Here is a 25,330-nt window from a genome sequence, read left to right as displayed (position 1 = left end):
TGCGGGACGCGGCCTTCGCCGTGAACAGGTGGTGCTTACTTCTTGACGACGATCGTGCCCGCGGCACGGTCGTGCCAGCCCTGGAGCTTGCCCGAGTTGTCGAAGAAGGGGGAGAGGTAGACCAGGATCTGGCCGATGCCGCAGAGGACGGAGCCGACCATCGGGATGATCCAGCGGATGAAGCCGCCGCCGATGCCCGGGTTCTGACCCGTGTTCTCCTTGACGACCTTCAGGCCGAGGGCCATCTTGCCGACGGTGGCGCCGACGAAGGCGATCATCAGCCATTCGTAGAGCAGGGTGGTGAGACCGAGGATGAGCAGAACGCCGAAGAAGGCCGCGAAGATGCCGCCCGCGGCCTCGCCGGCCTGGGCCGACGCCTCGTTGAGGCAGGTGCTGTACTCGGGGGACAGCGGGTCGATGCCCGTGCAGTCCTTGATGTCGCTGGCCGCACTGAAGGCGCCCGCGAACACGACGGAGCTCAGGATGAAGTAGATGACACCGATGATCAGGCCGTCGATCAGACGGGCGCCGAAGCGGCGGCCCATCGTGGCGACCTGGACGGTGCCGAGGCCCGCGACGTTGATGTAGCCGTTGTTGGCCTGGAGGGTACCCGGCGCCTGGGGCGGGACGCCGTAGGGCTGCTGGCCCTGCTGCGGGTAGCCGTAACCGGGCTGGCCCTGCGGCGGGACGCCCTGCGGGGCCTGCTGCGGGTAGCCGTAGCCGGGCTGGCCCTGCGGCGGCTGCTGCTGCCCGTAGGGGTTGTTCGGGTCGCCGAAGCTCATCTGGGTCTTTCCTCCGTGAAGTGCGGGGACGCACGGCACGCTGGAGGACACTTGCTTCTGCGGTACGCCCCCCGGCACTGCCCGCGGCACTCTTTCCGATCGTCTTGCTGCCCGTCATCGTGGTGGGCCCGCACCGGGCTTGTCCAGTTGGTTGCCAGGGCGGGCCAGACTTGTTGTGCAAGTGCAATCAAGAGCGCGATCCGGCCGACGTCCGAGTGGAAGCCGGGCCGCCCCATCCGGGAGGATGCCCCCATGACCGCCCAGATTCTCGATGGCAAGGCCACCGCGGCCGCGATCAAATCCGAACTGAAGGCCCGTGTGGAGCAGCTGAAGGCCCGGGGCGTCACCCCCGGCCTCGGCACGCTGCTGGTCGGCGACGACCCGGGCAGCCGCTGGTACGTCAACGGCAAGCACAAGGACTGCGCCGAGGTCGGCATCGCCTCCATCCAGCGCGAACTGCCCGCGACGGCCTCCCAGGAGGACATCGAGGCGGTCGTGCGCGAGCTGAACGACAATCCGGACTGCACGGGCTATATCGTCCAACTCCCGCTGCCCAAGGGCATCGACACCAACCGTGTCCTGGAGCTGATGGACCCGGCCAAGGACGCCGACGGCCTGCACCCGATGTCGCTGGGCCGGCTGGTCCTGAACGAGCAGGGCCCGCTGCCCTGCACCCCGTACGGGATCGTCGAGCTGCTGCGCCACCACGGGGTCGAGATCAACGGCGCGCACGTCGTCGTACTCGGACGGGGCATCACCGTCGGCCGCTCCATCGGGCTGCTGCTGACCCGCAAGTCCGAGAACGCCACCGTGACGCTGTGCCACACGGGTACGCGCGACCTCGCCGGGCTGCTGCGCCAGGCGGACGTCGTCGTCGCGGCGGCGGGCGTCCCGCACCTGGTGAAGCCGGAGGACGTGAAGCCCGGCGCGGCGGTGCTCGACGTCGGCGTCAGCCGCGACGAGAACGGCAAGATCGTCGGGGACGTCCATCCGGGCGTCGCCGAGGTGGCGGGCTGGCTCTCCCCGAACCCGGGCGGTGTCGGCCCGATGACGCGCGCGCAGCTGCTGGTGAACGTCGTCGAGGCGGCGGAGCGGACCACCAGTGCGGGCTGAGCACGACGTGAGCGGTACGGACGGGGCGCCCGGCGGGGCGCCCCGCCCGGACGGCGGTACGCCGGCGGCCGCGGGCCCCGGGTCCGGCCCCGGATCCGCCCCAGGGTCCGGCACCGGGAAGGCGCCGGAGGCCGGGCCGGGGAAGACCCCGGAGTCCGGACCCGAGCAGGCACCGGAGTCCGCGCCCCGCCGGGAACCGGGGGCGGAGAGGCCCGCTCCGTCCGTCGCGCGGTCCCGGCGCTTCCCCACCGTCACCCAGGACACGGCCCGCCCCGAGGGCGGCGGCCGCGCCATCCCTGGGGCGGTGTCCACGCCGGCCCGTCAGTGGCCGATGCTCAGCGTCCTCGCCGCCACCGCGGTGGGGCTGCTGACCACGGCGGTGGGGCACCCGCGGGTCGGCTGCCTGGTGATCGGCGTCGCGCTGATCGCGGCGGCGGTGATGCGGCGCGTCCTGCCCTCGGTGGGCATGCTCGCGGTGCGCTCCCGCTTCACGGACATGATCACGTACGGGGTGCTCGGCGTGGCCATCACGCTGCTCGCGCTGGTCATGGAACCCGGGCCGTGGCTGCACATCCCCTTCCTGGAGAGCGCGGTCCGCTTCACCGTCCGCTAGTCACCTCCACCAGCGCGCCCAGGGCCGCGGCGACCGCCGGGCGGGCCTCCGTGCCGGCCCGGACCAGCGCCTGGAGGGTCCGCCCCCGGCCCGGCAGCTCCACCACCGCCGTGCCGGGCGGCGGCGCGTCGCACAGCAGCTTCGGCAGCACCGACGCGGCCCGCCCGGCGGCGACCAGCCACAGCCCCGCCCGCAGGTCGGAGCACGTCCCGTGGCGCCCGCTGTCCGAGCTGAGCACCGCCGATGTCCGCGAGGGCCTGGAGGGCAAGGCCGTCAGCCAGGTCGAGCTGGTCCGCCAGGGTGCCGCCCGGCTCCCCGCGCACGCCTCCTTCACCCTGGTCACCGGGATCCTCGCGCGCGAACCGCTGCTCACCGGATCGGTCGCCTCCCTCGTCAACGGCGCGGTCGAGGCCTTCGTGCGGGCCGCCGCCATCGAGCTCCCGGGCCGCCAGCGGATCAACGCCGTCAGCCCGACCGTCTTCACGGAGTCCCTCGACGCGTACGGGGACGCCTTCGCCGGATTCGACCCGGTGCCGGTCGCCCGCGCGGCGAACGCCTACGTCAAGTCCGTGGAAGGGCACCGGACCGGGGAGGTCTTCCGGGTGGAGTAGGGGCCGTACACCCGTCCGGACCTTCGAAACCTCCGAACCCGGGCGTTCGTGTGCCGTGGACCACAGGGTCCGGGGGGTTGGGGGCCCCGCGGGTCGGATAGCCTGACCGCGGATGTCTCTTCACGTCAAGATTCACAGGACAGGGGAGCGGCGTCCTCCCCAGCAATTGGGGTCCAGCACATGGGGCGGGGACGCCCCACCGCCAGCTGTCTAACGGAGAAGGCCATGACCCGCACTCCCGTGAATGTCACTGTCACCGGCGCCGCCGGCCAGATCGGCTACGCGCTGCTCTTCCGCATCGCGTCCGGCCACCTGCTCGGCGCGGACGTGCCGGTCAAGCTCCGCCTCCTGGAGATCCCCCAGGGCATGAAGGCCGCCGAGGGCACCGCCATGGAGCTCGACGACTGCGCCTTCCCGCTGCTCAAGGGCATCGACATCTTCGACGACCCGAACCAGGGCTTCGCCGGCGCCAACGTCGCGCTGCTCGTGGGCGCCCGCCCGCGTACCAAGGGCATGGAGCGCGGCGACCTGCTCGCCGCCAACGGCGGCATCTTCAAGCCGCAGGGCGCCGCGATCAACGCGCACGCCGCGGACGACATCAAGGTCCTGGTCGTGGGCAACCCGGCCAACACCAACGCGCTCATCGCGCAGGCCGCCGCCCCGGACGTGCCGGCCGAGCGCTTCACCGCGATGACCCGCCTGGACCACAACCGCGCGATCACGCAGCTGGCCCAGAAGACCGGCTCGGACGTCACCGACATCAAGCGCCTCACCATCTGGGGCAACCACTCGGCGACCCAGTACCCGGACATCTTCCACGCGGAGATCGCCGGCAAGAACGCCGCCGAGGTCGTGGGCGACCAGGCGTGGCTCGCCGACAGCTTCATCCCGACCGTCGCCAAGCGCGGCGCCGCGATCATCGACGCCCGTGGCGCCTCCTCGGCCGCCTCGGCCGCCAACGCCGCCATCGACCACGTGCACACCTGGGTCAACGGCACCGCCGCGGGCGACTGGACCTCGATGGGCATCCCGTCGGACGGCTCCTACGGCGTCCCGGAGGGCATCATCTCCTCCTTCCCCGTCACCACCAAGGACGGCAAGTACGAGATCGTCCAGGACCTGGAGATCAACGAGTTCTCCCGTGCGCGCATCGACGCGTCCGTGGCGGAGCTCGTCGAGGAGCGCGACGCGGTCCGCGAGCTCGGCCTGATCTGATCAACCCGTCCTGACCAGGCCCTTCACCTGAAGGCCTGACCGGTACGAATCCCGAAGCGCCCCGTCCAAACCCGGTCGGGGCGCTTTGGCGTAAAAGCACCTGTCCATCCCTGTAGGCGGAAAATAAGGTCGCCCGGTGACCGACCACCTGATTCCCCCTCAGTCCGGCGGCGGTGACGCCGGAACCGACCCGCACGGCGGCCGTCCGCCGGTACACCCCTCCGTCAGCGAGGCCGGCCGCCTGCTGTGCGCGGGAACCTACCTCGACGGCACCTACCGCGACCGGGTGATCGACGAGCTGTACGTCCACGAGGAGCGGATCGCCGCCCCCTCGTACGGCTTCGACGCCACCCGCGTCCTCGCCCACGCGCTGCGCGCCCGGCGCATCGAGCTGGCGTGGGCCGGTGGAATCGTCGGTGCCTGGTTCGTGGGTTCCCTGCTGACCAGCGGGATGCTCAGCTCGCTGCTCGTCCCCTTCCTGCTGCTGAGCTTCGCCAACTGGCTCCGGGGCAAGCGGAGCCTGCTCATGCGGTTCCTGTCCATCATGGTCAGGACGTGCGCGTGGGTGATGCTCGCCTTCACCCTCTTCTTCCTCTGGTCGGCCCTGTCGGACGGCGGGGCCGGACTCTTCGGATCGCTGTTCTCCGACTCCTCCAGCGGTTACGACGGCTACGCCGGTTACGACGACTCCGGCGGCTCCGACGACTCGCCGCCCCTGGCCGTGTGGCTGACCCCGCCGGTATTCGCGGCCGTCGTCACCCTGGTGGCGCTCCAGCGCGGCCACGGTGCCCGACTCGTCGCCCGGGAGCTCAGCCCGGACCGCTACGCCGACCAGTCCGCCGACCCCGTCACGGAGAACCCCCGCTTCGCCCGCGTCCTCGACCGGATCCGCGGCGAGCAGCACTCGGCACTGATCATGTACGACATCAACGGCCCGTTCACAGGGGCCGGGAACGCCTACCGCCCCTGGCAGCTGTCCGTCGAGCTGCGCCCCCGCGAGGACCTCGGCGGCGGCCGCAAACCGCAGCTGGTCACCAACGCCGACATCGTCAAGCGCATCGTGCCGCTGCTCCTGGCCCTGCGCGTGCCGTCCCCGCACGGCTCGGCACAGGCACAGGCCGACGTACTGGACCGGCTCCGCGAGCTGGTCGTGGACGAATGCGTGTTCATTCCGGCCGCGGGGCTCCCGCACCGGGACAAGGCCCGGCTGGTGCGGGACGCGTTCACCGCGCACCGCCTCGGCGCCATGGAGGAGGGCGGGGAGCGGCGCAGGCACTTCCTGCGCATCCGGGTCGGCGGCTGGGACGAGAACCTCGTGGTCACCTTGTTCGTACGGGTCCACACCCAGGGCGGCATGCTGATGCTGGAAGTCGCCCCGCACGTGCTGCTTCCCGTACGGACCGTCTTCCAGAACGCCGACGCGGACGCCCAGCGCTTCCTGAACAACAACTGGCTCGGCAAGGCCGTCGCGGCGCTCGCCGCCACCCCCGGATCGTTCTGGGGATCCGTCGCGAGCCTGTTCCGGGGACTCGCCACCTGGTGGCGGATCATCACCGGCGGCCACGGCGGCGCCCGCCCCGAGGGGCCCCGGCTGTCGGTGCGGGAGATCGCCGCCATGGACGACGGCTCGCTCTTCCACCTCATGGACCTCGACCGGTATCTGAAAACCATTCAGGACCGGGTCGTCGGCGGGGTTACCGTCGCCCTGCACGAAGCGGGCTGGCACACCGAGGAATTCGCGCAGCGCGCGATCCACGTGGCCGAGGGGGCCACCTTCATCCAGTCGGTGAGCAACAGCGCGTTCAGCGTCGGCGGCACCGGACACCACAACACCGCCGGGGGCGGTACGAGCGGCAAGGGGAGCAGCGGTGGCAAGTAACGGCGAGGACCGCCCGGTCCAGTTCGGCGACGTCAACAACAGCGCCTTCAGCATCGGCGGCAGCAACAACACCAACACCGTCCACAACAACAGCGGTACCGAGCGCGCGCCCAGTGCCGCGGAGCTGCTGGAGGCCGTACGCGGGCTCCGCACGGAGCTCGTGCGCATGCCCCGCAGCAGCGGGCGGGGGGAGCTCGACGCGGAACTGGAGGACGCGGCCGCGGACCTGGAGGAGTCCGGGGAGATCCGGCCCGGCCTGCCGGCGCGGCTGCGCGGGGCACTGGAGCGGTGGGCCCCGCTGGTGGAGACGGTGAGCGCGGCCACCGCGCTGGGCGGGCTGCTCGCCTCGCTGGGAGGCTGACCGGTGTCCTCCTCCGACGACGCCTGGTGGAACCCGCGCACGCAACGCTGGGAGCAGGGCCCGGAACCGGCCCGCCCGGGGCAGTCGGCGCTGCCGTCCGACCGGCCCGTACAGCCGGACCCGCCCGCCGAGCCGGTGGCTCCCGAGGCGCCCACGCGGGCCCAGGAGCCCGGGCAGCCGGCGCGGCCCGCGTGGTACGAGCAATCGGCCGGGCAGGGGTGGGCTCCGCCGCCCACCGCCCCGGATCCGGGGCTTCCGCCGATGCCGCCCCCGCCGCCCGGTTCCGGCGGCTGGGGCCCGCCCCCGCCGCCGGAACCCCCGTACCAGCCGGGCGGGCGCATGGGGCAGTGGCAGACCCCGTTGCTGGTGGGGCTGGCCGCGGCGGTCGTCGGCGGAGCCTCCGTCGCGGCCTGGATGCTGCTCGGCGACAAGGAGGAGCCCGCCGCGGAAGCCCGTCCGCCGGGCCTGTCGGCCCCGCCGACGCCGCAGTCCTCCGGGCCCTCCGGGAGCGCCCCGGGGAGCCCCTCCGCGGGCATGCCCCCCAGCGGTTCACCGAGCCCCTCGGCGAGCACCGGCCACACGGTGGTGCGCAACGAGGCCGGCTTCTCGGTGGCCGTGCCCAACGGCTGGGCGACCAGTCGCGACGAACAGGGCAACGGGGCCTTCTACCGTCCGCCCGGCGGGGACCGCAGCGCCCTGCTCCAGATCTTCCGGATCACGGAGCCCGCCTCCACCGGCTCCTGCGAGCTGCTGCGCATGTCCTCCGAGCGGCTGGACTCCGGAACCCCCGCCTATCGGCAGGTCTCCGTCGAACCGACGGCGGGGACCGGCTGCGAGCTGGTCTACGAGTACGACAGCGCGGAGTCGAACGGCCGCCGCCGGGGCATCGAGCGGATCGTCACCATCCCGGGTGGCGGGCGGTGGGCGCTGCTGGCGGCCGGACCGGCCGCCGACGTCGGGACGACCCGCGCGAACCTGACGGCGGCCCTGGAGTCGTTCCGCCCCGACTGACCGGACGTGCGTCCGGTCAGGCCTTCTTCACCGGCGGGGTGTAGTGCCCCGGGGTCATGCGGGTGGTGACGCCGATCCGGTTCCAGACGTTGATCGTCGCGATGACGGCGATCAGCTGGGCCAGCTCGGCCTCCTCGAAGTGCTTCGCGGCCCGCGCGTACACCTCGTCGGGCACGAAGCCGTCCGTCAGCACGGTGACGGCCTCGGTCAGCTCGATCGCTGCCAGCTCCTTCTCGGTGTAGAAGTGCCGCGACTCCTCCCAGGCGCCGAGCAGCAGGATGCGCTCGACGCTCTCGCCGGCGGCGAGCGCGTCCTTGCTGTGCATGTCCATGCAGAAGGCGCAGTGGTTGATCTGCGAGGCGCGGAGCTTGACGAGTTCGACGAGGCTCGGGTCCAGGCCCTTCTTCGCCGCGATCTCCAGGCCGATGACGGCCTTGTAGACCTCGGGGGCGACCTTGGCGAACTGCATGCGGGGGGCGTGCTCGGAGGCGAGTTCGGCGGTGTGGGCGTGGGTTCCGTTCTGGTTGCTCATGTTTCAACCGTAGGGGCGGGGCGGCCCGCCTATATGGTCCATGTTCATGACTGGATCGTGGGCCACTTTCGGATCCGACCTGCACGTGGACCTCGCCGCGGCGGCGGGCGGCCGGGGCCTGCGGGCCGCGCTGACGGAGGCGCTGCGGGAGGCCGCGCGCAGCGGGCGGCTCGCGCCCGGGACCCGGCTGCCGTCCTCGCGTTCCTTCGCCGCCGACCTGGGGATCGCCCGCAACACCGTCGCGGAGGCGTACGCGGAACTCGTCGCCGAGGGCTGGCTGACGGCCCGGCAGGGCTCGGGCACCCGGGTCGCCGAGCGGTCCAGGGTCCGCCGGGCCGGCGGCGACCGGCAGGCCGTACGCCGCCCCGCGCGGCGGGGGCCCGCGTACAGCCTGGTCCCCGGCACCCCGGACCTGGGCGGCTTCCCGCGCGGGGCGTGGCTGGCGGCGGCCCGGCGGGCCCTGACCGACGCCCCGAACGAGGCCTTCGGGTACGCGGTCGACGTGCGCGGCCGGCCGGAGCTGCGCGAAGCGCTCGCCGGGTACCTGGCGCGGGCCCGCGGGGTGTACGCGGACCCGGACCGGATCGTGCTGTGCGCCGGCTTCGCGCACGCGCTCCAGCTCCTCGGGCGGGTGCTGCGGGGGCGGCGGGTGCGGGAGGTGGCGGTGGAGGGGTACAGCCTCGACGTGCACCGGGACCTGCTGACCGACGCCGGGCTGGCGACCCGCCCGCTGTGGGTGGACGACGCCGGGGCCCGCACTCCGGACCTGGCCGGGCTCGGCCCCCGGACGGGCGCGGTGCTGCTGACCCCGGCGCACCAGTTCCCGACGGGCGCGGCCCTCACCCCCGGGCGGCGGGCGGCGGCCGTGGACTGGGCGCGGAGCACGGGCGGGGTGGTCCTGGAGGACGACTACGACGGGGAGTTCCGCTACGACCGCCAGCCCGTCGGCGCGCTCCAGGGGCTGGACCCGGACCGCGTGGTGTACCTGGGCACGGCGAGCAAGTCCCTGGCCCCGGCGCTGCGGATGGGCTGGATGGTGGTCCCGCCGGACCTGCTGGAGGAGGTGCTGGCGGCGAAGGGCGCGGTCGACTGGACGTCCAGCGCGCTGGACCAGCTGACCCTGGCGGAGTTCATCACCTCCGGGGCGTACGACCGCCACGTGCGCGGCATGCGCCTGCGGTACCGGCGCCGCCGGGACGAGCTGGTGGCCGCGGTGGCGGGGCGGGTGCCGGTGTCCGGGATCGCGGCGGGACTGCACGCGGTGCTGGACCTCCCGCCCGGCACGGAGCGGTCCATCGTCCAGGCCGCCGCCTGGCAGGACCTCGCGCTGGAGGGGCTCGCGCGGTTCCGCCACCCGGACTCGGAGATGCCGCCGCGCGAGGCCCTGATCGTCGGCTACGGCACCCCGCCCGTGAGCGCCTGGACCCCGACGCTGTCCGCCCTGACCGCCGCCCTTCCTTCTTGACGCGGCCCTCGCACCGCTCAGCGCCGGCGCGCTTCCCGGGCTTCGGCCCGCTGCGCCGGCCTCCGGCCGTCGGGCCCGGGGCGGGGCCGGTGGTCGTCTGCGGGTGGAGTGCCGCTGCGCGGGGCCGAGTTCCCCTACCCGCCCTTCAACCATTCTCGCCTCAGACGCCGGCGCGGCTGAAATCAGCCCCGCCGGCGATTGAGGCGCGGGGTCTGGGGCGGAGACCCTGGGAACGGCGGAAGGGCGGGTAGGGGACCGCCCCGCAGGGCACCCCCGCCCGGGCGGGGCGGGACGCTCCAAGAGCGGCACCCCCGGCCCCGCCCCGGGGAACGGCGGCCAGCCGCAGGGCACACCCCCGCACGGTCCCGCCCCGGGGAACGGCGGCCAGCCGCAGGGCACACCCCCGCACGGTCCGGCCCTGGGGAACGGCGGCCAGCCGCAGAGCACACCCGCACTCGGAACGTCCCGCCCCGGGGAACGGCGGCCAGCCGCAGGGCACACCCCCGCACGGTCCGGCCAGGGTTACGGTTCGCCGAAGCGGGACAGGGCCAGGGAGCCGGCCACGGCCACCGCGAAGCCGGCCACCGCCAGCCACGTCAGGCCCTCGCGGGTGCGGTCGCCGAGCCAGGCCACGCCCACCACCGCCGGGCCGATCGTCTCGCCCAGCACCAGGCCCGCCGTCGCCGCCGTGACCGAGCCGCGCTGCAGGGCGGAGGTGAGCAGCAGGAACGCCGCCGCCCCGCCCAGCAGCAGCGCGTACAGCGCCGGGTTGCGCAGCTCCCGCAGGGAGACGGAGTCGATGAGGCGGACCGCCACCTCCACCACCCCGAAGCCCGTCCCCGCCGCCAGCCCGAGCACCAGCGCGCGCGAGCCGTCCGGCAGCCCGCCGGCCACCGCGCCGGCCACCAGCACCAGCCCCGCCACCCCCAGCAGGCCCAGCTTCAGCGCGAGCGTGCCCGTTCCCGAGCCCTCCTCACCGGAGGCCAGCCCGAGCATCAGCAGCCCCGCGCACACCACCCCCACCGCGCCCCACTCCACCCGTGACAGCCGCACCCGCAACAGCCGGGCCGCGACCACCGCCGTCACCGCCAGGCTCGCGGCCAGCGCGGCCCCCACCGCATAGATCGGGACATGCCGCAGGGCGATGATCTGGAGCACGAAGCCGACCGCGTCCAGCCCGAGCCCCGCCAGGTACCGCCACTGCCGCACCGCCCTCAGGAACAGCGCCGCGTCCACCCCCGAGCCCGCCCCCGGCCTCGCCGCGGCCCGGGCCGCCACGGCCTGGAGCACGGACGCCGTACCGAAACAGACCGCCGCACCCAGCGCACAAACCATCCCAACCAGCACGAACCGACTCTAGGTCACCATCGTGACAAGGGTGTGACGGCGGCCGGATTCCATCCCCCCGCGCCTCCGCTCTAGGGTGCAGGCCATGGATACCGGCAACACGACCAGACGACGCATGCGCTCCGGCGCGGTCGCCCTCGGCGGCATGGGCCTGCTCGCCGCCACCCTCGTGGCCTGCGGGAGCAGCGACGAGCCCGACAAGCGCTGCGCCTCCCGCAAGACGCTGGACCACCTGAACTCCAAGGAGTGCAAGACCGGCGGCACCGGCTCGTACTACTACGGCGGCTCCGTCCGCAACGGCAAGGTGACCGGCGGCAGCTTCGACAAGTCCGCCGTCACCCGCGGCGGCATCGGCGGCCACAGCAGCTCCGGCTCCTCCGGCGGCTGAGCGCACATGCAGCGGCACACCATCGAACCGCGCCCCGACTGGCAGAAGACCGTCGAGGAGCAGGGGCTGATCTACCCCCTCACCCGCTACCCCGACGACTCCCTGCGCCCCTACTGGGACGAGAGCGCCTACTACTCCTTCTCACTCCCCGAGGTCGAGGCGCTGGAGGAGGTGGTCGAGGAACTGCACGCCATGTGCCTGGCCGCCGCCGCGCACATCGTCGACAACGACCGCTTCGCGGACCTCGGCATCACGGACCCGAAGCTGGCCGCGCTGATCACCGAGTCCTGGCGCCGGCGCGCCGAACAGCCCTCCCTCTACGGCCGGTTCGACCTGCGCTACGACGGCACCGGCGAGCCCGCCAAGCTGCTGGAGTACAACGCGGACACGCCCACCTCCCTGGTGGAGGCCGCGAGCCCGCAGTGGTTCTGGATGGAGGAGCGCTTCCCCGGCGCCGACCAGTGGAACTCCCTCCACGAGCGGCTCGTCGAGGCCTGGCGCCGCCAGGCCGAGCTGCTGCCGCCGGGCCCGGTGCACTTCGCGCACTCCGAGACCGACGAGCTCGGCGAGGACCTGATGACGGTGGCCTACCTCCAGGAGACCGCCGAGCAGGCCGGGCTGGAGACGCACGCGCTGTCGGTCGAGACGATCGGCTGGGACAGCCTCTCGGGCCGGTTCGTGGACGAGAAGCTCCGCTTCATCCGCGGCTGCTTCAAGCTCTACCCGTGGGAGTGGCTGGTCACCGACGAGTTCGGCCCGCAGGTGCTGGGCACCTACGACCACGGCGGCGGCTCGGGCACCACCGCCTGGATCGAGCCGCTGTGGAAGATGCTGCTCGCCAACAAGGCGCTGCTGGCGATCCTGTGGGAGCTCTTCCCCGAGCATCCCAACCTGCTGCCCGCCTACCTCGACGGGCCGCGCGAGCTGGCCGACACCTGCGGGTACGCCGCCAAGCCGCTGCTGGGCCGGGAGGGCGCCGGGGTCACGCTGCACGAGGCGGGCGGGGAGGGCGAGCCCTTCGTCCCGGCCGAGGGGGAGACGTACGTCTTCCAGGCGCTGGCCCCCCTGCCCGACTTCGACGGCAACCGCGTGGTGCTCGGCGCGTGGGTCGTCGAGGAGGAGGCGGCGGGGCTGGGCATCCGGGAATCGGCGGGGCTCGTCACGGACGAGTACGCCCGCTTCCTGCCCCATGTCATCCTGTAGGGCCGTCAGGGCCGTCAGGATCCGTCAGTTGTCGCCGCAGTAGCTGTCGAAGGACGTCTCGGCCCCCGACTTCCAGCCGAGCCAGTAGGACTTGGAGTGGTCCTGGCTCGTGTCGGGCTGGGCCGGGACGTCGCAGTTCGACCGTGACGCCGCCTTCATGCCGGCCAGGTGCCCGTCCGCGTAGCCCTTCTGGAACTCCCTGGAGTCCCCGGCGGAGGGCGTGGACCCCGCGACCTTGCAGTTCACGAAGACGGGGGACTGGTCCTCGTTGACCGCGAGGACGGTGTACTCGACGTTCTTCTGGAACCGCTGGACCCGGAAGTTGCCGTCGGCGTCGATGTTCAGCGGTTCGGTGGACTCGCCGTCGTTGAGGGTGCGCGGGGGAGTGAACCCCTCGCCGGTGATGACGACGAACCGCCCTTGCGGGTCGGGCGTGACCGTGCAGCTGGCGGCGGGAACCGCCGCCGGGGCGGCGGCGGCCGGTGCGGCGAGGGCGGCGGCGCCGCCGAGGGCGACGGAGGACGCCAGGAGGCCGCAGAGCACGGGGTGTCGGTTGCGTCGGTGCATGGGGATGCTCCCATCGGAGGGTCGGGCCCGGGATCGGCGGGGCGCGCACCCGTACGGGGTCCTCCCATCGTCCGGCGGGCCGCTGCCGGTGTCCACCGCAGCGGCGGGCACGGCCGGCGGACCGGCCGCACCCGCCCATCCGGCCGCTACGCGGAGAGGACCGACCGCAGCTGGTCGAGCCCCCAGTCCAGGTCCTCCTTGGAGATCACCAGCGGCGGCGCGATCCGGATCGTCGACCCGTGGGTGTCCTTCACCAGGACGCCGAGCTCCATCAGCTTCTCGGAGACCTCGCGGCCCGTCCCGAGAGCCGGGTCGACGTCCACGCCCGCCCACAGCCCGCGGCCGCGCACGGCGGTCACCGAACCGCCGCCGACCAGCAGGTTGAGCTCCCGGTGCAGGTGGTCGCCGAGTTCGGCGGCGCGCTGCTGGTACTCGCCGGTGCGCAGCATCGCGATCACCTCCAGCGCGACGGCGCAGGCGAGCGGGTTCCCGCCGAAGGTGGATCCGTGCTCGCCGGGGCGGAACACACCGAGCACGTCCCGGTCGGCGACCACTGCCGACACGGGCACGACACCGCCGCCGAGCGCCTTGCCGAGGACGTACACGTCGGGCACGACGCCCTCGTGCTCGCACGCGAAGGTGCGGCCGGTGCGGCCCAGGCCCGACTGGATCTCGTCCGCCATGAACAGGACGTTCCGCCGGCGCGTCAGCTCCCGTACGCCCGACAGGTATCCGGCGGGCGGGACGAGCACCCCGGCCTCGCCCTGGACCGGCTCCAGCAGCACGGCCACGGTGTTGGCGGTGACGGCGGCGTCGAGGGCGGTCAGGTCCCCGTACGGGACGATCTCGAAGCCGGGCGTGTAGGGGCCGTAGTGGTCGCGGGCCTCGTGGTCGGTGGAGAAGGACACGATGGTCGTCGTACGGCCGTGGAAGTTGTTCGCGGCGACGACGATCTTGGCCTGGCCGTCGGGGACGCCCTTGACCTCGTACCCCCACTTGCGGGCCGTCTTGACCGCCGTCTCCACCGCCTCCGCGCCCGTGTTCATGGGCAGCACCATCTCCTTGCCGCACAGCGCGGCGAGTTCGGCGCAGAAGTCGGCGAAGCGGTCGTGGTGGAAGGCGCGGGAGGTGAGGGTGACCCGCTCCAGCTGGGCCCGGGCGGCGTCGATCAGCCTGCGGTTGCCGTGGCCGAAGTTGAGCGCCGAGTACCCGGCGAGCATGTCGAGGTACCGGCGGCCCTCCACGTCGGTCATCCACGCCCCGTCCGCCGACGCGACGACGATCGGCAGGGGGTGGTAGTTGTGCGCGCTGTGTTCGTCGGCGGAGCGGATGGCATCAGCAGTTCTCGACACGGGGTCTCCGATCGTCCGTCTGGCTGGTGGCGCGGGTGACGTGGGTGACGTCATTTGTATCGTCGCTCGGATCGTGGAACCGGAAACCTCCTCGGTGCCGCGCCCGCTATGGTGTTCGGTACGCACGGCGACTGGCGTACGGAGAACCGACTCCGGGGGAGTCGTGCGCGCACGACCGCACACAGGGCCGCTCGCCTGGGCCTCGCGGGGACGAGATTCGACATCGACCCCGGAGGAGCCGCGATGACCGCGCACCGCCAGCCCGCCCTCTACGCAACCGACCCCGAGCTCGCCTCGCTCGTGTCCGCCGAGGAGACCCTCCAGGCGGAGACCCTGCGGCTGATCCCCAGCGAGAACTACGTCTCCGCGGCCGTGCTGGAGGCCTCCGGCACCGTCCTGCAGAACAAGTACAGCGAGGGCTACCCGGGCCGCCGCTACTACGAGGGCCAGCAGAACATCGACCGCGTCGAGGCCCTCGCGATCGAGCGGGCCAAGGGCCTGTTCGGGGTGGACCACGCCAACGTCCAGCCGTACTCCGGCTCCCCGGCCAACCTGGCCGTCTACCTGGCCTTCGCGAAGCCCGGCGACACGGTGATGGGCATGGCCCTCCCGATGGGCGGGCACCTGACGCACGGCTGGGGCGTCTCGGCCACGGGCTCCTGGTTCCGCGGCGTCCAGTACGGCGTCCGGCCCGACACGGGGCTCGTCGACTACGACGCGGTGCGGGCGCTGGCCCTGGCCGAACGCCCGAAGATCATCTTCTGTGGCGGTACGGCCCTGCCCCGCACCATCGACTTCGCGGCCTTCGCCTCCATCGCCGAGGAGGCCGGCTCGATCCTGGTCGCGGACGTGGCCCACATCGCCGGCCTGATCGCCGGCGGGGCCCACCCCTCCCCGGCGGGCCACGTGGACGTGATCTCCACGACCACCCACAAGACCCTGCGCGGTCCGCGCGGCGCGATGCTGATGTGCCGCGAGGAGCACGCGAAGGCCATCGACAAGGCGGTCTTCCCGGGCCTCCAGGGCGGCCCGCACAACCAGACGACGGCGGGCATCGCGGTGGCCCTGCACGAGGCCGCGCAGCCGTCCTTCGTCTCGTACGCGCACGCGGTCGTGGCCAACGCGAAGGCGCTGGCCGCGGCGCTCCTGGAGCGGGGCTTCGACCTGGTCTCGGGCGGTACGGACAACCACCTGATCCTGATCGACCTCACCGGGAAGGACGTCCCGGGCAAGGTCGCGGCGAAGGCCCTGGACCGGGCGGGCATCGTGGTGAACTACAACACGGTGCCGTTCGACCCGCGCAAGCCGTTCGACCCGTCGGGCATCCGCATCGGCACGCCCTCGCTGACCTCCCGCGGCCTGGCGGCGGAGCACATGCCGGCGGTGGCGGACTGGATCTCCCGCGCGGTGGACGCCGCCGCCAAGGCCGACGAGCCGGCCCTCGCCGCGATCCGTTCCGAGGTCGCGGAGCTCATGGCCGCCTTCCCCGCCCCCGGGCTGCCCCTTTCCTGAGGCATGTGCCGGGCCCCTCCTCCACGCGGCGCGTGGAGGAGGGGCCCGGCCCGCCGGGCGGAGGGGCGCCGGGCAGGTGGAAGAATGGGGGCATGGCTTCTGACCGTCCTCGCGCGCTCTCCGGCATCCAGCCCACCTCCGGTTCGTTCCACCTCGGGAACTACCTCGGAGCGATCCGCCAGTACGTCGCCCTCCAGGAGACGCACGACGCCTTCTACATGGTCGTCGACCTCCACGCGATCACCATGCCGCAGGATCCGAAGGACCTCCGCGCGAACACCCGGCTGTCCGCCGCGCAGCTCCTCGCCGCCGGCCTGGACCCCGACCGGTGCACGCTCTTCATCCAGAGCCACGTCCCGGAGCACGCGCAGCTCGGCTGGGTCATGAACTGCATCACCGGCTTCGGCGAGGCCAGCCGGATGACCCAGTTCAAGGACAAGTCCGCCAAGGGCGGGGTCAACAGCGCCAGCGTCGGCCTGTTCACGTACCCGATCCTCCAGGTCGCCGACATCCTCCTCTACCAGGCGAACGCCGTCCCGGTCGGCGAGGACCAGCGCCAGCACATCGAGCTGACCCGCGACCTGGCCGAGCGCTTCAACCAGCGCTTCGGCCGGACCTTCACCCTCCCCGCCGCGCACATCGTCAAGGAGGTCGCGAAGATCTACGACCTCCAGGACCCGGCGATCAAGATGTCGAAGTCCGCGTCCTCCCCCAAGGGGCTGATCAACCTCCTCGACGAGCCCAAGGTCACCGAGAAGAAGATCAAGAGCGCGGTCACCGACACGGACACCGTGATCCGCTTCGACACCGAGAACAAGCCCGGCGTCAGCAACCTGCTCACGATCCTCTCCACCCTCACGGGCGAGTCGGTCCCCGCCCTGGAGGCCTCGTACGAGGGCAAGGGCTACGGAGCGCTCAAGACCGACCTCGCCGGCGCGATGGTCGATTTCGTCACACCCTTCAGGAAGCGCACGCAGGAGTTCCTGGACGACCCGGAGACCCTGGACTCCCTGCTGGCCAAGGGCGCGGAGAAGGCCCGGGCGGTCGCCGCCGAGACCCTGGCGCAGGCCTACGACCACCTCGGTTTCCTGCCGGCCAAGCACTGACGGACCTCAGGCCCCTGGCGGCCGAGGGGGTGCTGCCGCCACACTGAGCGGCAGCACCTCGCACACACACCAAGGAGACACACGTGGGGACCGTAACGCTCGGCGTTTCGATCGCGGTCCCGGAGCCGTACGGCCGCCAGCTCCAGGAGCTGCGCGCGGGCTTCGGGGACGCCGCCGCGCACGGCATCCCCACGCACGTCACCCTCGTACCGCCCACCGAGGTGGAGGCGGACCGGCTGCCCGCGATCCGCGCCCACCTGGCGGAGGTCGCGCGGGGCTTCCCGGCCTTCCCGATGCGGCTGGAGGGGACGGGCACCTTCCGCCCCCTCTCGCCGGTCGTCTTCGTCCGGCTCGCCGAGGGCACCCCGGGCTGCACCCGCCTCCAGGGGCAGGTGCGCGACCCGGAGGGGCCGCTCGCCCGCGAGCTGGCGTTCCCGTACCACCCGCACGTCACGGTCGCCCACGGGATCTCCGAGGAGGCGATGGACCGGGCCTTCACCGAACTCGCCGACTACGCCGCCGGCTGGCTGTGCGAGGGCTTCGCGCTCTACGAGCAGGGCTCGGACGGGGTCTGGCGCAAGCTGCGCGAGTACCCCTTCGGCACCGGCGCCGCCGGCGTCCCCGCACAGGCCGCTCCGCTGGGCGACGCGGCCGTGCCGCGCCTCTGACGCAGGGGCCGCAGGGTCCGGTGCGCGCGGAAGCGGAGACTCCGCAGCAGCAGGGCATGGAACGGGCGGGGCTGGGGACGATCCGTAGGGCGAAAAGTCACAATCGACGACCGTAGCGCCCGAAACCGGCAATCCCCGCTATTTCGATCAGCTCATTTACGGTGGCCCCCATGGACTGGCTGAAGAAACTCCCAGTGGTCGGACCGGCGGTCTCCGCCGGCATGCGCACCCACGCCTGGCGTTCCTACGAGCGCCTCGACCGCGTCCACTGGACCCGGCTCGCCGCCGCGATCACCTTCATCAGCTTCCTCGCGCTCTTCCCGCTGATCACCGTCGCCGCCGCCGTCGGCGCCGCGCTGCTGAGCCAGGAGCAGTTGGACAAGCTCCAGAAGAGCCTCGCCGAACAGGTCCCGGGCATCTCCGACCAGCTCGACCTGGAAGGCCTCGTCGCCAACGCCGGCACCGTCGGCCTCGTCGCCGGCGCCATCCTCCTCTTCACCGGCATCGGCTGGATCGGCTCGATGCGCGACTGCCTGCGCGCCGTCTGGGAGAAGGACGACGAGGACGAGGGCAACCCCGTCCTGCGCAAGGGCAAGGACGGCCTGGTCCTCCTCGGCCTCGGCGGCGCGGCCCTGGCCTCGGCCGCCGCTTCGATCTTCGGGGCCAGCGCGGTCGGCAAGTCCGCCGAGCTCCTCGGCATCCCGCGCGAGGGCGCGGGCGGGGCGCTGCTGCGCGCCGCGGCCTTCGGCGTCGGCGTACTGGCGGCCTTCCTGCTCCTGCTCTACCTGCTGACCCTGCTCCCCGGGGTCGAGCCGCCGCGCGGCCGCCTGATCCAGGCGGCGCTCATCGGCGCGGCGGGCTTCGAACTGCTGAAGCTGCTGCTCAGCGGCTACATGCGGGAGGTCGCGGGCAAGAGCATGTACGGGGCCTTCGGCGTGCCGATCGCCCTTCTGCTGTGGATCAGCTTCACGGCGAAGCTGCTGCTCTTCTGCGCGTCCTGGACGGCGACCCGCGACGACGAGGGCGCGGAGTCCGCGGAGTCCGCGGAGGGCACGGAGTCCGCGGAAGGCACGGCCTAGCTCCCGGTGCCGCCTCCCGGGCCGCGGCGGCCGCGCGGCCAGCGCCGGTTGACCACGAAGGCCCCGCCGGCCAGGACGGCCAGCGCCCCGCCCGCGATGCCGAGCGCCGTGCCGAGCCCGCCGCCGCCGGAGGCTTCGCCGCCCGCGGCGGGCCCGGCCTTCTCGTGCGAGGTGGCGGGGGAGCCGAGCGGGGAGGTGTCCGCGCTCTTCGGCGGCACCAGCTCGCCGACCGGCTTGACCTTCCCGGCCGCCGCGAACCCCCAGTCGAAGAGCTCGGCGGTCTCCTCGTAGACCGAGTTCAGCCCGCCGTTGTCCGGGTTCATCACGGTCACCAGCAGCTTCTTGTCGCCGCGCTGGGCGGCGCCGGTGAAGGTCGAGCCGGCCATGCTCGTGTTGCCGTTCTTCACCCCGGCGATGCCCTTGTACGGGGTGATGCCGCCGGCGCCGGTCATCAGCCGGTTGGTGTTCTGGATCTCGAAGTACTCGCGGGGCCTGCCCGCCTCCTGCCTGCCGGGGAACTTCGCCTCCGCCGTGCCGCAGTACTCGCGGAAGTCCTGCTTCTGCAGGCCGGAGCGGGCGATGAGGGTGAGGTCGTACGCGCTCGACACCTGCTCGGGGGCGTCGTAGCCGTCCGGGGACACCACGTGGGTGTCCAGTGCCTGGAGCTCCTCGGCGTGGGCCTGCATGTCCTTGACGGTCTTGTCGATGCCGCCGTTCATGGCCGAGAGCACGTGCACCGCGTCGTTCCCGGAGCGCAGGAACACCCCGAGCCACAGGTCGTGGACGCTGTAGTCGTGGTCCTCCTTGACGCCCACCAGGCTGCTGCCCGGGCCGACGCCGTCCATGTCCTGGTCGGTGACGTGGTGCACCTGGTCCTTGGGGAGGCCGGGCAGCACGGTGTCGGCGAAGAGCATCTTCATGGTGGAGGCCGGGGGCAGCCGCCAGTGGGCGTTGTGCGCGGCGAGCACCTCGCCGGTCTCGGCGTCCGCCACGATCCAGGACCGGCCGCTGAGGTTGGCGGGCAGGGCGGGCGCGCCGGGCAGCGGGTTGACCTGGGTCCCGGGCTGCCCGAGGCGGGCGCCGCCGACGGTGGACATCGAGGGGGGCGGCGCGGGGGCGTTCGGTGCCTTCGGGGGCTGCCCCTTCCCGTCGGCCGCCGGGGGCGGCGTGGGCGCGGCGAGCGCGCGCGTGCTCGCGGGTGCCACGAGCACCGCCGGGACCAGCAGTGCGGCGGAAAGGACCGTCAGTGCGGTCTTCTTGGCAGACACGCAGGTGAACGTACATCCCGATGGACTGCCAAGCGTCCGGGACCGGCCAACCGGGCCCAACCTCCCCCGGTACGGCCCACCCCGGCGCGTCCGTCCTGGGGACGAATCCGATACTGGGGGCATGAAACTCAGCCGCACCGCGTCCTGGTTCCTCGCAGCGTTCGGAGCTTGGTCCTGGGTGATCTGGTCCACGTTCGTCAAGAACCTCTTCAATGACGCCAGCGGTCTGGCATTCGATGACGGTCAGCCCACGGCCTACTTCTGGGTCCACCTTCTCCTGGCGATCACGTCCTTTCTCCTGGGGACCGTCGTTGGTGTGATCGGGTTGCGCGGTGTCCTGGCTCTGCGACGTGAATCACGATGACCGTGTTTGTGGTGATTGTGGCGGTGGTCGCGGTACTGGCGCTGCTCGGGTTGGTCCACCGGTGGCTGTGGGTCCGGCTGGTCCGGGACACGACCCGTGCGGGCGGGGCGGCACGGAGGGCGGGAACGGTGCTGGCCTTCGCGCTGCCGCTGCTGGCGCTGGCCGCGCTGACGGCCGGTCGGGCGGGCGCGCCGTTCTGGCTGGAGCGGCTGGTGGCGTGGCCGGGGTACATGTGGCTGGCGGTGCTGCTGTACCTCACGATGGCGATGGCGGTGGCGGAACCGATCCGCCGCCTGTGGCTCCGCCGGCTGCCCGTGCGGCCCGCTCCGGCCGCGGGACCCGCTCCCCGGTCGCCGGAGGGGCTTGATCTGGTGCCCTCCGTTTCCACCGGGGGCGATGCCGGGGCGGAGCCCCGGTTGCGGGAAGGCGCGGGCGGGGGAACGGCCCCGCAGGCCCCCACCCCCGCCGACCGGCCGGCCGACGCCACCGCGGCCGGCACGGACATCGTCACGCCCCCCGGAGGGGTGGGGCGGCGGGTGTTCGTCGCGCGGGTGCTCGGCGGGGCGGCCGCGGTCGCCGCCGCGGGGGTCGTCGGGAACGGGACCTACGGAGTGCTCCGCGGGCCCCGCGTGAAGCGCGTCCAGGTGCCCCTCGCCCGGCTGCCCCGCGCGGCGCACGGGTTCCGGATCGCCGTCGTCAGCGACGTCCACCTCGGCCCGGTGCTCGGCCGCGCCCACACCCGCCGCATCGTCGACACCGTCAACCGCACCCAGCCCGACCTCATCGCCATCGTGGGCGACCTCGTGGACGGCGACGTCCGCGACCTGGGCCCCGCCGCCGAGCCGCTGCGCGAGCTCCGCGCCCGCCTCGGCAGCTTCTTCGTCACCGGCAACCACGAGTACTTCTCCGGCGCCCAGCAGTGGGTGGACCACGTCCGCGAACTCGGCCTCACCCCCCTGGAGAACGCCCGCCGCGAGCTGCCCCACTTCGACCTCGCCGGGGTCAACGACGTCCAGGGGGAGAAGGAGGGCAAGGGCCCCGACTTCCAGGCGGCCCTCGGGGACCGCGACCGCGCCCGGGCCTCCGTGCTCCTCGCCCACCAGCCGATCGTGATCGACGAGGCCGTCCGCCACGGCGTGGACCTCCAGCTCTCCGGACACACCCACGGCGGCCAGCTGTGGCCCGGCAAGTACCTGGCCGAGCTGGCGAACCCGACCGTCGCGGGCCTGGAGCGCTACGGCGACACCCAGCTGTACGTGTCCCGGGGCGCGGGTGCCTGGGGGCCGCCGGTGCGGGTCGGGGCGCCGTCGGACATCACCGTCGTCGAACTCGCCTCGTACCAGGCCTGACCTGCTCCGACCGGCCGGCTCAGCCGGCCGTGGGCGGCGCGAGGGTGTCCCCGTGCGCCAGCAGCAGGGTGCGCAGGGAGCCGGCCAGGGCCTCGCAGGCCGTGCGGTCCAGCGGGGCCAGCAGGCGCTCGTAGTGCCTCAGGTGCTCCTCCATGACCGCGTCGACCAGGGTGTGGCCCGCGTCGGTCAGGCGGATGCGCACCGAGCGGCGGTCGGCCTCGTCGCGGACCCGCTCGACCAGGCCCTTGGCCTCCAGCCGGTCGATCCGGTTGGTGATCGCGCCCGAGGTCACCATGGCGGCCGGGATCAGCGCACCGGCGGTCAGCGCGTACGGGGGGCCTGAGCGGCGGAGGCTGGCCAGTACGTCGAACTCGCCCACCTCCAGGCCGTGCTCGGCGGTGAAGGCCTTGAGGTGCTTGTCGATCAGCCGGGTCATGCGCTGGATCCTGGCCAGCACCTCGACGGGCCACAGCGCCTCGGCGAGGTCGGGGCGCGCCGTGCCCCACTGGCCGACGATCGTGGCCACGATGTCCTGGTCGCTGCGGTCCTGGTCCTTCTCCATGGCCCGAGAATACCTCAACGTTAAGACACTTGACGTTGAGGGAGTCTCTCTGTTTTTATCTCAACGTTGAGATTGTCAAGGTTGAGACATGAAGGGGAGTGGGTCGTCCATGACGGTCACCGCCACCACCAGCAGGGCCGGGGCGCCGGCAGCCGCCGCCACCCGGGCGCCCGTCCCGGTCTTCTGGCTCGCCCTGCTGGCCACCCCCATCGCCGCCGGGGCCAACGCGCCGGTGCTGATCCTCCCGGACATGGCCCGCTCGCTCGGGGTCGGCAACGCCACCGCCGCCTGGCTGCTCACCGCCTTCGGCTGGGCCATCGCCGTCGGCACCCCGCTGATCGCCGGCCTCCTGCGCCGCCGGGGCCTCGCCGCGGTGCTCCGCCTGGCCACCGTCCTCGTCCTGGGCGGCACGCTGCTGGTCGCCGCCTCCCCCTGGCTCCCGCTCACCCTCATCGGCCGCTGCGCACAGGCCGCGGGCGGCGCCGGACTGGTGGCGGCGGCGATGAGCCTCGCCGGGACCGCCCGCCGGATGGGCGTCATCAGCGCCGGCTTCGGCATGCTCGGCGCGGCCGGGCCGCTACTGGGCCGGACCCTCGCCGACGGCGCCTCCTGGCGGCTCGCCCTCGCCGTCCAGGCCGTCTCCCTGCTGGCGGTGCCCGCGGTCCTGCGCCACGCCGGCAGCGGGACGGCACCGGCCCCCGCGGGCCGCTTCGACGGACGCGGCGCCGCCCTGCTGACCGCTCTCGCCACCGCCCTGGTGCTGCTGCCGACCCAGCCCCTCGCCGCCCTCGCCGGTGCCCTCGCCGCCGGCGTGCTGCTCACCCTGCACGTACGCCGCCGGCCCGACGGGTTCGTGCCCGCCGTGCTGCTGCGCCGGCCCGTGTTCGTGGTCTCGGCGCTGCTCGCGCTGGCGCTGTCGACCTCCTACTTCACCCTGCTCTTCTCGGTGCCCCGGCTGCTCGCCGACCGCGCCGGCTGGGACGCGGCCTCCGCCGGGACCGGGCAGCTGGTCGCGCTGCTGGCCGGGGCGGCCCTGTCCTGGCTGCTCGCCGCCGCCTCGGCCCGGATGGGCCGCACGGCCGTCCGTACGGTCCTCGTCGCGGCCGGCGCGGCCGCCGCGCTCACCGGGGTCCTCGCCCCGTCCGGCCCGCTGCTGCTGGCGGCCACCGGGGTGGGCGTGTTCACCGCCAGCGCCGCGAACGCCGTCCTGTCGACCCACGCCGTGTCGGCCGCCCCCGACGAGGCCCACCGGCCCAGCGCCATCGGGCTGTTCACCCTCTGCTACCAGCTCGGCGGCGCCTTCGGGCCGGCCGTGGCCACCCTGCTGGTCCTGGGCTGAGACGGCCCCGGTTCCCGGACCCTCACTCCTCGCCGGGGTGGGGGTCCGAGGCGCGCTTCCCGCCGCGCGCGGCCGCCGTCTGGGCCATGCCCGGCAGGAAGTCCGCGAAGAGCTCGTGCACTTCGCGCACCAGCGGGCGCAGCACCCGGAACCGGGCCAGCACGATGCCCCGCGTGGTCAGCTGCGCACCGCGCTGGGCGAGCCGCCGCGTCTTCTCGCTGCCGGGAGAGCGGTCGAAGACCCAGTACAGGACCAGGCCCATCTGTGAGAGCCACATCAGCTCCGGCAGTACGTCGGCCAGTTCGGCCGGCACCTTGGTCTTCGCCCCGGCCAGCACCTCGCGGTGGATGTCGATGGCGGCCTTGCGCGCCGGCTCCGACTCCACCGAGAACGGGCTGAGCGGACTCTCCGGATCCGCCGCGTTCTTGAAGAACTGCGAGGCGAACTCGTGGTAGGGCTCCGCGATGTCCATCCAGCTCGTCAGCACGCCTGCGAGCCGCTTCTGGAGATCGGTCTCCTGGTCCAGGATGGGCCGGACCGCGGCCTGGTGGGCCGCGCCGATCCGGTCGTAGAAGCCCTGGACGAGGTGCTCCTTCGACTCGAAGTAGTAGTACGCGTTGCCGACCGAGACCCCCGCCTCCTTGGCGATGCCCCGCATGGTCGTCTTGTCGAAACCGCGCTCCTGGAAGAGCCGGAGCGCGGTTTCGAGGATGAGCGTCCGGGTCTGCTCGCTCTTGGGCGCCTTCTGATCTGTCACGGTGTCCGACCTTATCGGGGTGCGGAGCAGTGATCGTCACAGGCTGGTTCCCCGGACTCCGCTTCGGAATTGGTACGTACCGCGTGCCGGACGGCGGCGGCCGTGTTCATGACCGCCCCGGCGAAGGGGCGGCCCGCCGGGGTGGCGAGCCAGTCGGCCTTCGCGCGGTACTCGGCGAGCGCCCAGAGGCAGACGGTGAAGGCGTCCGTCCCCCGCCACACCTGCCCCCCGTCCCCGACGACGGTGATCTCGCGCAGCGTCTCGGCGTGCGCCAGCTTCGGGAAGCTCCGCCAGGCCTCGGCGGAGGCGGCCGGCACCAGCCGGAGCGGGACCAGCTGCCGCTGCCTGATGAGCCAGTTCCGGATGCGGGTGCACACGGGGCAGTCGGCGTCGTACAGGACGGTCAGGTACCGGACGCCGGCCCCTGCGTCCAGCGCGGCCCGTGCCACGGCTCAGGCTCCGGCCGGCGCGGTCCACCCCTGGGGGGCGACCGGCGGCACGGGGGGCAGCTGGGCGGCCTGCCGCTCCATGATCCCGCGGCGGCGCATCCGGCTCAGCACCCACACGTTGCCGAGGTGCATGACGCCGAGCACCAGCAGGACGACGCCGAGCTTGACCGACAGCTCCTCGAAGAGGCCGCGGGCTTCGAGGATCGTCTCGCCCGAGCGCAGGTAGAGGGTCACGAAGCCGATGTTGACGAGGTAGAAGCCCACCACCAGCAGGTGGTTGACGGCGTCCGCGAGCTTCTCGTTGCCCTGGAGGACGTCGGCGATGAAGACGCGGCCGTTGCGGCTGAGCGTGCGGGCGACCCAGATGGTCAGCCCGATGCTGATGAGCAGGTAGATGACGTACGCGACCACGGTGAGGTCCATTGCCCCAGCCCCCTT

Annotated in this window: 27 protein-coding genes and 1 riboswitch; of the genes, 17 read left to right on the top strand and 10 right to left on the bottom strand. The window is 73.0% G+C overall.

Annotated features, from left to right (window positions below):
• Window positions 1–35 precede the first annotated feature (35 nt).
• Window positions 36–782 (bottom strand): RDD family protein, encoded by a 747-nt coding sequence (locus ACZ597_RS04380; protein WP_471324734.1) that lies wholly within the window; start codon window positions 780–782, stop codon window positions 36–38.
• Window positions 783–1,034: 252 nt separating this feature from the next.
• Here ACZ597_RS04380 and ACZ597_RS04375 point away from each other — a divergent pair, with 252 nt between their 5' ends.
• From ACZ597_RS04375 to ACZ597_RS04345, 7 genes are all read left to right on the top strand, one after another.
• Window positions 1,035–1,895, top strand: coding sequence for a bifunctional methylenetetrahydrofolate dehydrogenase/methenyltetrahydrofolate cyclohydrolase (locus ACZ597_RS04375; protein ID WP_471324731.1), 861 nt, complete (start codon window positions 1,035–1,037; stop codon window positions 1,893–1,895).
• Window positions 1,896–1,902: 7 nt separating this feature from the next.
• Complete coding sequence (locus ACZ597_RS04370; RefSeq protein WP_471324729.1) at window positions 1,903–2,508, top strand: DUF3017 domain-containing protein; 606 nt, start codon at window positions 1,903–1,905, stop codon at window positions 2,506–2,508.
• 50 nt (window positions 2,509–2,558) lie between these two features.
• Complete coding sequence (locus tag ACZ597_RS04365) at window positions 2,559–3,119, top strand: Rossmann-fold NAD(P)-binding domain-containing protein (protein ID WP_471324726.1); 561 nt, start codon at window positions 2,559–2,561, stop codon at window positions 3,117–3,119.
• Between the two features lie 225 nt (window positions 3,120–3,344).
• Window positions 3,345–4,334 (top strand): malate dehydrogenase, encoded by a 990-nt coding sequence (locus tag ACZ597_RS04360; RefSeq protein ID WP_471324723.1) that lies wholly within the window; start codon window positions 3,345–3,347, stop codon window positions 4,332–4,334.
• 136 nt (window positions 4,335–4,470) lie between these two features.
• Window positions 4,471–6,213, top strand: a complete 1,743-nt coding sequence (locus ACZ597_RS04355) for a hypothetical protein (protein ID WP_471324720.1) — start codon at window positions 4,471–4,473, stop codon at window positions 6,211–6,213.
• Complete coding sequence (locus ACZ597_RS04350; protein ID WP_471324718.1) at window positions 6,203–6,574, top strand: hypothetical protein; 372 nt, start codon at window positions 6,203–6,205, stop codon at window positions 6,572–6,574. The genes ACZ597_RS04355 and ACZ597_RS04350 overlap by 11 nt, the downstream gene beginning before the upstream one ends.
• Before the next feature lie 3 nt (window positions 6,575–6,577).
• The gene (locus ACZ597_RS04345) at window positions 6,578–7,585 is read left to right on the top strand and encodes a hypothetical protein (RefSeq protein WP_471324716.1); all 1,008 of its coding nucleotides are present in this window, start codon (window positions 6,578–6,580) and stop codon (window positions 7,583–7,585) included.
• 16 nt (window positions 7,586–7,601) lie between these two features.
• Here the strand turns inward: ACZ597_RS04345 and ACZ597_RS04340 are convergent, their stop codons facing one another.
• On the bottom strand, window positions 7,602–8,117 hold the full coding sequence (locus tag ACZ597_RS04340; RefSeq protein WP_471324713.1) for a carboxymuconolactone decarboxylase family protein: 516 nt from the start codon (window positions 8,115–8,117) through the stop codon (window positions 7,602–7,604).
• A 46-nt stretch (window positions 8,118–8,163) separates the two neighbouring features.
• Here ACZ597_RS04340 and pdxR point away from each other — a divergent pair, with 46 nt between their 5' ends.
• Window positions 8,164–9,582, top strand: coding sequence for a MocR-like pyridoxine biosynthesis transcription factor PdxR (gene pdxR, locus ACZ597_RS04335; protein WP_471324711.1), 1,419 nt, complete (start codon window positions 8,164–8,166; stop codon window positions 9,580–9,582).
• A gap of 522 nt (window positions 9,583–10,104) precedes the next feature.
• On the opposite strand, the gene ACZ597_RS04330 is transcribed toward pdxR, so the two are convergent.
• On the bottom strand, window positions 10,105–10,917 hold the full coding sequence (locus ACZ597_RS04330) for a DMT family protein (RefSeq protein WP_471325155.1): 813 nt from the start codon (window positions 10,915–10,917) through the stop codon (window positions 10,105–10,107).
• A gap of 97 nt (window positions 10,918–11,014) precedes the next feature.
• On the opposite strand from ACZ597_RS04330, the gene ACZ597_RS04325 reads away from it, so the two are divergent.
• Together ACZ597_RS04325 and ACZ597_RS04320 are read left to right on the top strand one after the other, a co-directional pair.
• A complete protein-coding gene (locus ACZ597_RS04325; RefSeq protein WP_471324708.1) occupies window positions 11,015–11,317 on the top strand; it encodes a hypothetical protein in 303 nt (100 codons plus the stop codon).
• Between the two features lie 6 nt (window positions 11,318–11,323).
• Window positions 11,324–12,520: a glutathionylspermidine synthase family protein gene (locus ACZ597_RS04320; RefSeq protein WP_471324706.1), complete on the top strand. Its 1,197-nt coding sequence runs from the start codon at window positions 11,324–11,326 to the stop codon at window positions 12,518–12,520.
• A 24-nt stretch (window positions 12,521–12,544) separates the two neighbouring features.
• On the opposite strand, the gene ACZ597_RS04315 is transcribed toward ACZ597_RS04320, so the two are convergent.
• A complete protein-coding gene (locus ACZ597_RS04315; RefSeq protein WP_471324704.1) occupies window positions 12,545–13,087 on the bottom strand; it encodes a hypothetical protein in 543 nt (180 codons plus the stop codon).
• Between the two features lie 146 nt (window positions 13,088–13,233).
• Window positions 13,234–14,439 carry an ornithine--oxo-acid transaminase gene (rocD, locus tag ACZ597_RS04310; RefSeq protein ID WP_471324702.1) on the bottom strand — a complete coding sequence of 402 codons (1,206 nt, stop codon included), beginning with the start codon at window positions 14,437–14,439 and terminating at the stop codon, window positions 13,234–13,236.
• 117 nt (window positions 14,440–14,556) lie between these two features.
• Window positions 14,557–14,647, top strand: a riboswitch (ZMP/ZTP riboswitch).
• A gap of 35 nt (window positions 14,648–14,682) precedes the next feature.
• On the opposite strand from rocD, the gene ACZ597_RS04305 reads away from it, so the two are divergent.
• The 4 genes from ACZ597_RS04305 (at window position 14,683) to ACZ597_RS04290 (ending at window position 18,804) form a co-directional block, all read left to right on the top strand.
• Window positions 14,683–15,951, top strand: a complete 1,269-nt coding sequence (locus ACZ597_RS04305) for a serine hydroxymethyltransferase (RefSeq protein ID WP_471324700.1) — start codon at window positions 14,683–14,685, stop codon at window positions 15,949–15,951.
• Window positions 15,952–16,043: 92 nt separating this feature from the next.
• On the top strand, window positions 16,044–17,057 hold the full coding sequence (trpS, locus tag ACZ597_RS04300; RefSeq protein ID WP_471324698.1) for a tryptophan--tRNA ligase: 1,014 nt from the start codon (window positions 16,044–16,046) through the stop codon (window positions 17,055–17,057).
• 83 nt (window positions 17,058–17,140) lie between these two features.
• Complete coding sequence (locus ACZ597_RS04295) at window positions 17,141–17,725, top strand: 2'-5' RNA ligase family protein (protein ID WP_471324696.1); 585 nt, start codon at window positions 17,141–17,143, stop codon at window positions 17,723–17,725.
• A 170-nt stretch (window positions 17,726–17,895) separates the two neighbouring features.
• Complete coding sequence (locus tag ACZ597_RS04290; RefSeq protein ID WP_471324694.1) at window positions 17,896–18,804, top strand: YihY/virulence factor BrkB family protein; 909 nt, start codon at window positions 17,896–17,898, stop codon at window positions 18,802–18,804.
• Here ACZ597_RS04290 and ACZ597_RS04285 read toward each other — a convergent pair.
• Window positions 18,801–20,072, bottom strand: coding sequence for a D-alanyl-D-alanine carboxypeptidase family protein (locus tag ACZ597_RS04285; RefSeq protein WP_471324691.1), 1,272 nt, complete (start codon window positions 20,070–20,072; stop codon window positions 18,801–18,803). The two genes, ACZ597_RS04290 and ACZ597_RS04285, sit on opposite strands and share 4 nt — an antisense overlap.
• A 121-nt stretch (window positions 20,073–20,193) precedes the next feature.
• Between ACZ597_RS04285 and ACZ597_RS04280 the strand changes: the two genes are divergently transcribed.
• Both ACZ597_RS04280 and ACZ597_RS04275 read left to right on the top strand, forming a co-directional pair.
• Window positions 20,194–20,436, top strand: a complete 243-nt coding sequence (locus ACZ597_RS04280; RefSeq protein WP_471324688.1) for an SCO4848 family membrane protein — start codon at window positions 20,194–20,196, stop codon at window positions 20,434–20,436.
• A complete protein-coding gene (locus ACZ597_RS04275; RefSeq protein WP_471324685.1) occupies window positions 20,433–21,785 on the top strand; it encodes a metallophosphoesterase in 1,353 nt (450 codons plus the stop codon). The genes ACZ597_RS04280 and ACZ597_RS04275 overlap by 4 nt, the downstream gene beginning before the upstream one ends.
• A 19-nt stretch (window positions 21,786–21,804) precedes the next feature.
• Here the strand turns inward: ACZ597_RS04275 and ACZ597_RS04270 are convergent, their stop codons facing one another.
• Window positions 21,805–22,347 carry a MarR family winged helix-turn-helix transcriptional regulator gene (locus ACZ597_RS04270; protein ID WP_471324683.1) on the bottom strand — a complete coding sequence of 181 codons (543 nt, stop codon included), beginning with the start codon at window positions 22,345–22,347 and terminating at the stop codon, window positions 21,805–21,807.
• A 109-nt stretch (window positions 22,348–22,456) separates the two neighbouring features.
• On the opposite strand from ACZ597_RS04270, the gene ACZ597_RS04265 reads away from it, so the two are divergent.
• Window positions 22,457–23,686, top strand: a complete 1,230-nt coding sequence (locus ACZ597_RS04265; RefSeq protein ID WP_471324680.1) for an MFS transporter — start codon at window positions 22,457–22,459, stop codon at window positions 23,684–23,686.
• Window positions 23,687–23,708: 22 nt separating this feature from the next.
• Here the strand turns inward: ACZ597_RS04265 and ACZ597_RS04260 are convergent, their stop codons facing one another.
• From ACZ597_RS04260 to ACZ597_RS04250, 3 genes are read right to left on the bottom strand one after another with little or no spacing between them, the layout of a single operon-like run.
• A complete protein-coding gene (locus ACZ597_RS04260; RefSeq protein ID WP_471324678.1) occupies window positions 23,709–24,443 on the bottom strand; it encodes a TetR/AcrR family transcriptional regulator in 735 nt (244 codons plus the stop codon).
• Window positions 24,444–24,454: 11 nt separating this feature from the next.
• Window positions 24,455–24,892 (bottom strand): thiol-disulfide oxidoreductase DCC family protein, encoded by a 438-nt coding sequence (locus ACZ597_RS04255; protein ID WP_471324675.1) that lies wholly within the window; start codon window positions 24,890–24,892, stop codon window positions 24,455–24,457.
• A gap of 3 nt (window positions 24,893–24,895) precedes the next feature.
• On the bottom strand, window positions 24,896–25,315 hold the full coding sequence (locus ACZ597_RS04250; RefSeq protein WP_471324672.1) for a hypothetical protein: 420 nt from the start codon (window positions 25,313–25,315) through the stop codon (window positions 24,896–24,898).
• Between the last annotated feature and the right edge of the window lie 15 nt (window positions 25,316–25,330).

Source organism: Streptomyces sp. NPDC040718 (genome assembly GCF_055593565.1).
The sequence above is the reverse complement of the archived record's forward strand: the minus strand, read 5'-3'. Positions and strand labels throughout refer to the sequence as shown.

What these genes read in the sequence shown, in the direction of transcription:
- ACZ597_RS04380 (WP_471324734.1), bottom strand. Translation starts at nt 782, where the DNA reads ATGAGCTTCGGCGACCCGAACAACCCCTACGGGCAGCAGCAGCCGCCG.
- ACZ597_RS04375 (WP_471324731.1), top strand. Translation starts at nt 1,035, where the DNA reads ATGACCGCCCAGATTCTCGATGGCAAGGCCACCGCGGCCGCGATCAAA.
- ACZ597_RS04360 (WP_471324723.1), top strand. Translation starts at nt 3,345, where the DNA reads ATGACCCGCACTCCCGTGAATGTCACTGTCACCGGCGCCGCCGGCCAG.
- ACZ597_RS04340 (WP_471324713.1), bottom strand. Translation starts at nt 8,117, where the DNA reads ATGAGCAACCAGAACGGAACCCACGCCCACACCGCCGAACTCGCCTCC.
- pdxR (WP_471324711.1), top strand. Translation starts at nt 8,164, where the DNA reads ATGACTGGATCGTGGGCCACTTTCGGATCCGACCTGCACGTGGACCTC.
- ACZ597_RS04330 (WP_471325155.1), bottom strand. Translation starts at nt 10,917, where the DNA reads ATGGTTTGTGCGCTGGGTGCGGCGGTCTGTTTCGGTACGGCGTCCGTG.
- ACZ597_RS04325 (WP_471324708.1), top strand. Translation starts at nt 11,015, where the DNA reads ATGGATACCGGCAACACGACCAGACGACGCATGCGCTCCGGCGCGGTC.
- ACZ597_RS04320 (WP_471324706.1), top strand. Translation starts at nt 11,324, where the DNA reads ATGCAGCGGCACACCATCGAACCGCGCCCCGACTGGCAGAAGACCGTC.
- ACZ597_RS04315 (WP_471324704.1), bottom strand. Translation starts at nt 13,087, where the DNA reads ATGCACCGACGCAACCGACACCCCGTGCTCTGCGGCCTCCTGGCGTCC.
- ACZ597_RS04305 (WP_471324700.1), top strand. Translation starts at nt 14,683, where the DNA reads ATGACCGCGCACCGCCAGCCCGCCCTCTACGCAACCGACCCCGAGCTC.
- trpS (WP_471324698.1), top strand. Translation starts at nt 16,044, where the DNA reads ATGGCTTCTGACCGTCCTCGCGCGCTCTCCGGCATCCAGCCCACCTCC.
- ACZ597_RS04290 (WP_471324694.1), top strand. Translation starts at nt 17,896, where the DNA reads ATGGACTGGCTGAAGAAACTCCCAGTGGTCGGACCGGCGGTCTCCGCC.
- ACZ597_RS04280 (WP_471324688.1), top strand. Translation starts at nt 20,194, where the DNA reads ATGAAACTCAGCCGCACCGCGTCCTGGTTCCTCGCAGCGTTCGGAGCT.
- ACZ597_RS04275 (WP_471324685.1), top strand. Translation starts at nt 20,433, where the DNA reads ATGACCGTGTTTGTGGTGATTGTGGCGGTGGTCGCGGTACTGGCGCTG.
- ACZ597_RS04270 (WP_471324683.1), bottom strand. Translation starts at nt 22,347, where the DNA reads ATGGAGAAGGACCAGGACCGCAGCGACCAGGACATCGTGGCCACGATC.
- ACZ597_RS04265 (WP_471324680.1), top strand. Translation starts at nt 22,457, where the DNA reads ATGACGGTCACCGCCACCACCAGCAGGGCCGGGGCGCCGGCAGCCGCC.
- ACZ597_RS04250 (WP_471324672.1), bottom strand. Translation starts at nt 25,315, where the DNA reads ATGGACCTCACCGTGGTCGCGTACGTCATCTACCTGCTCATCAGCATC.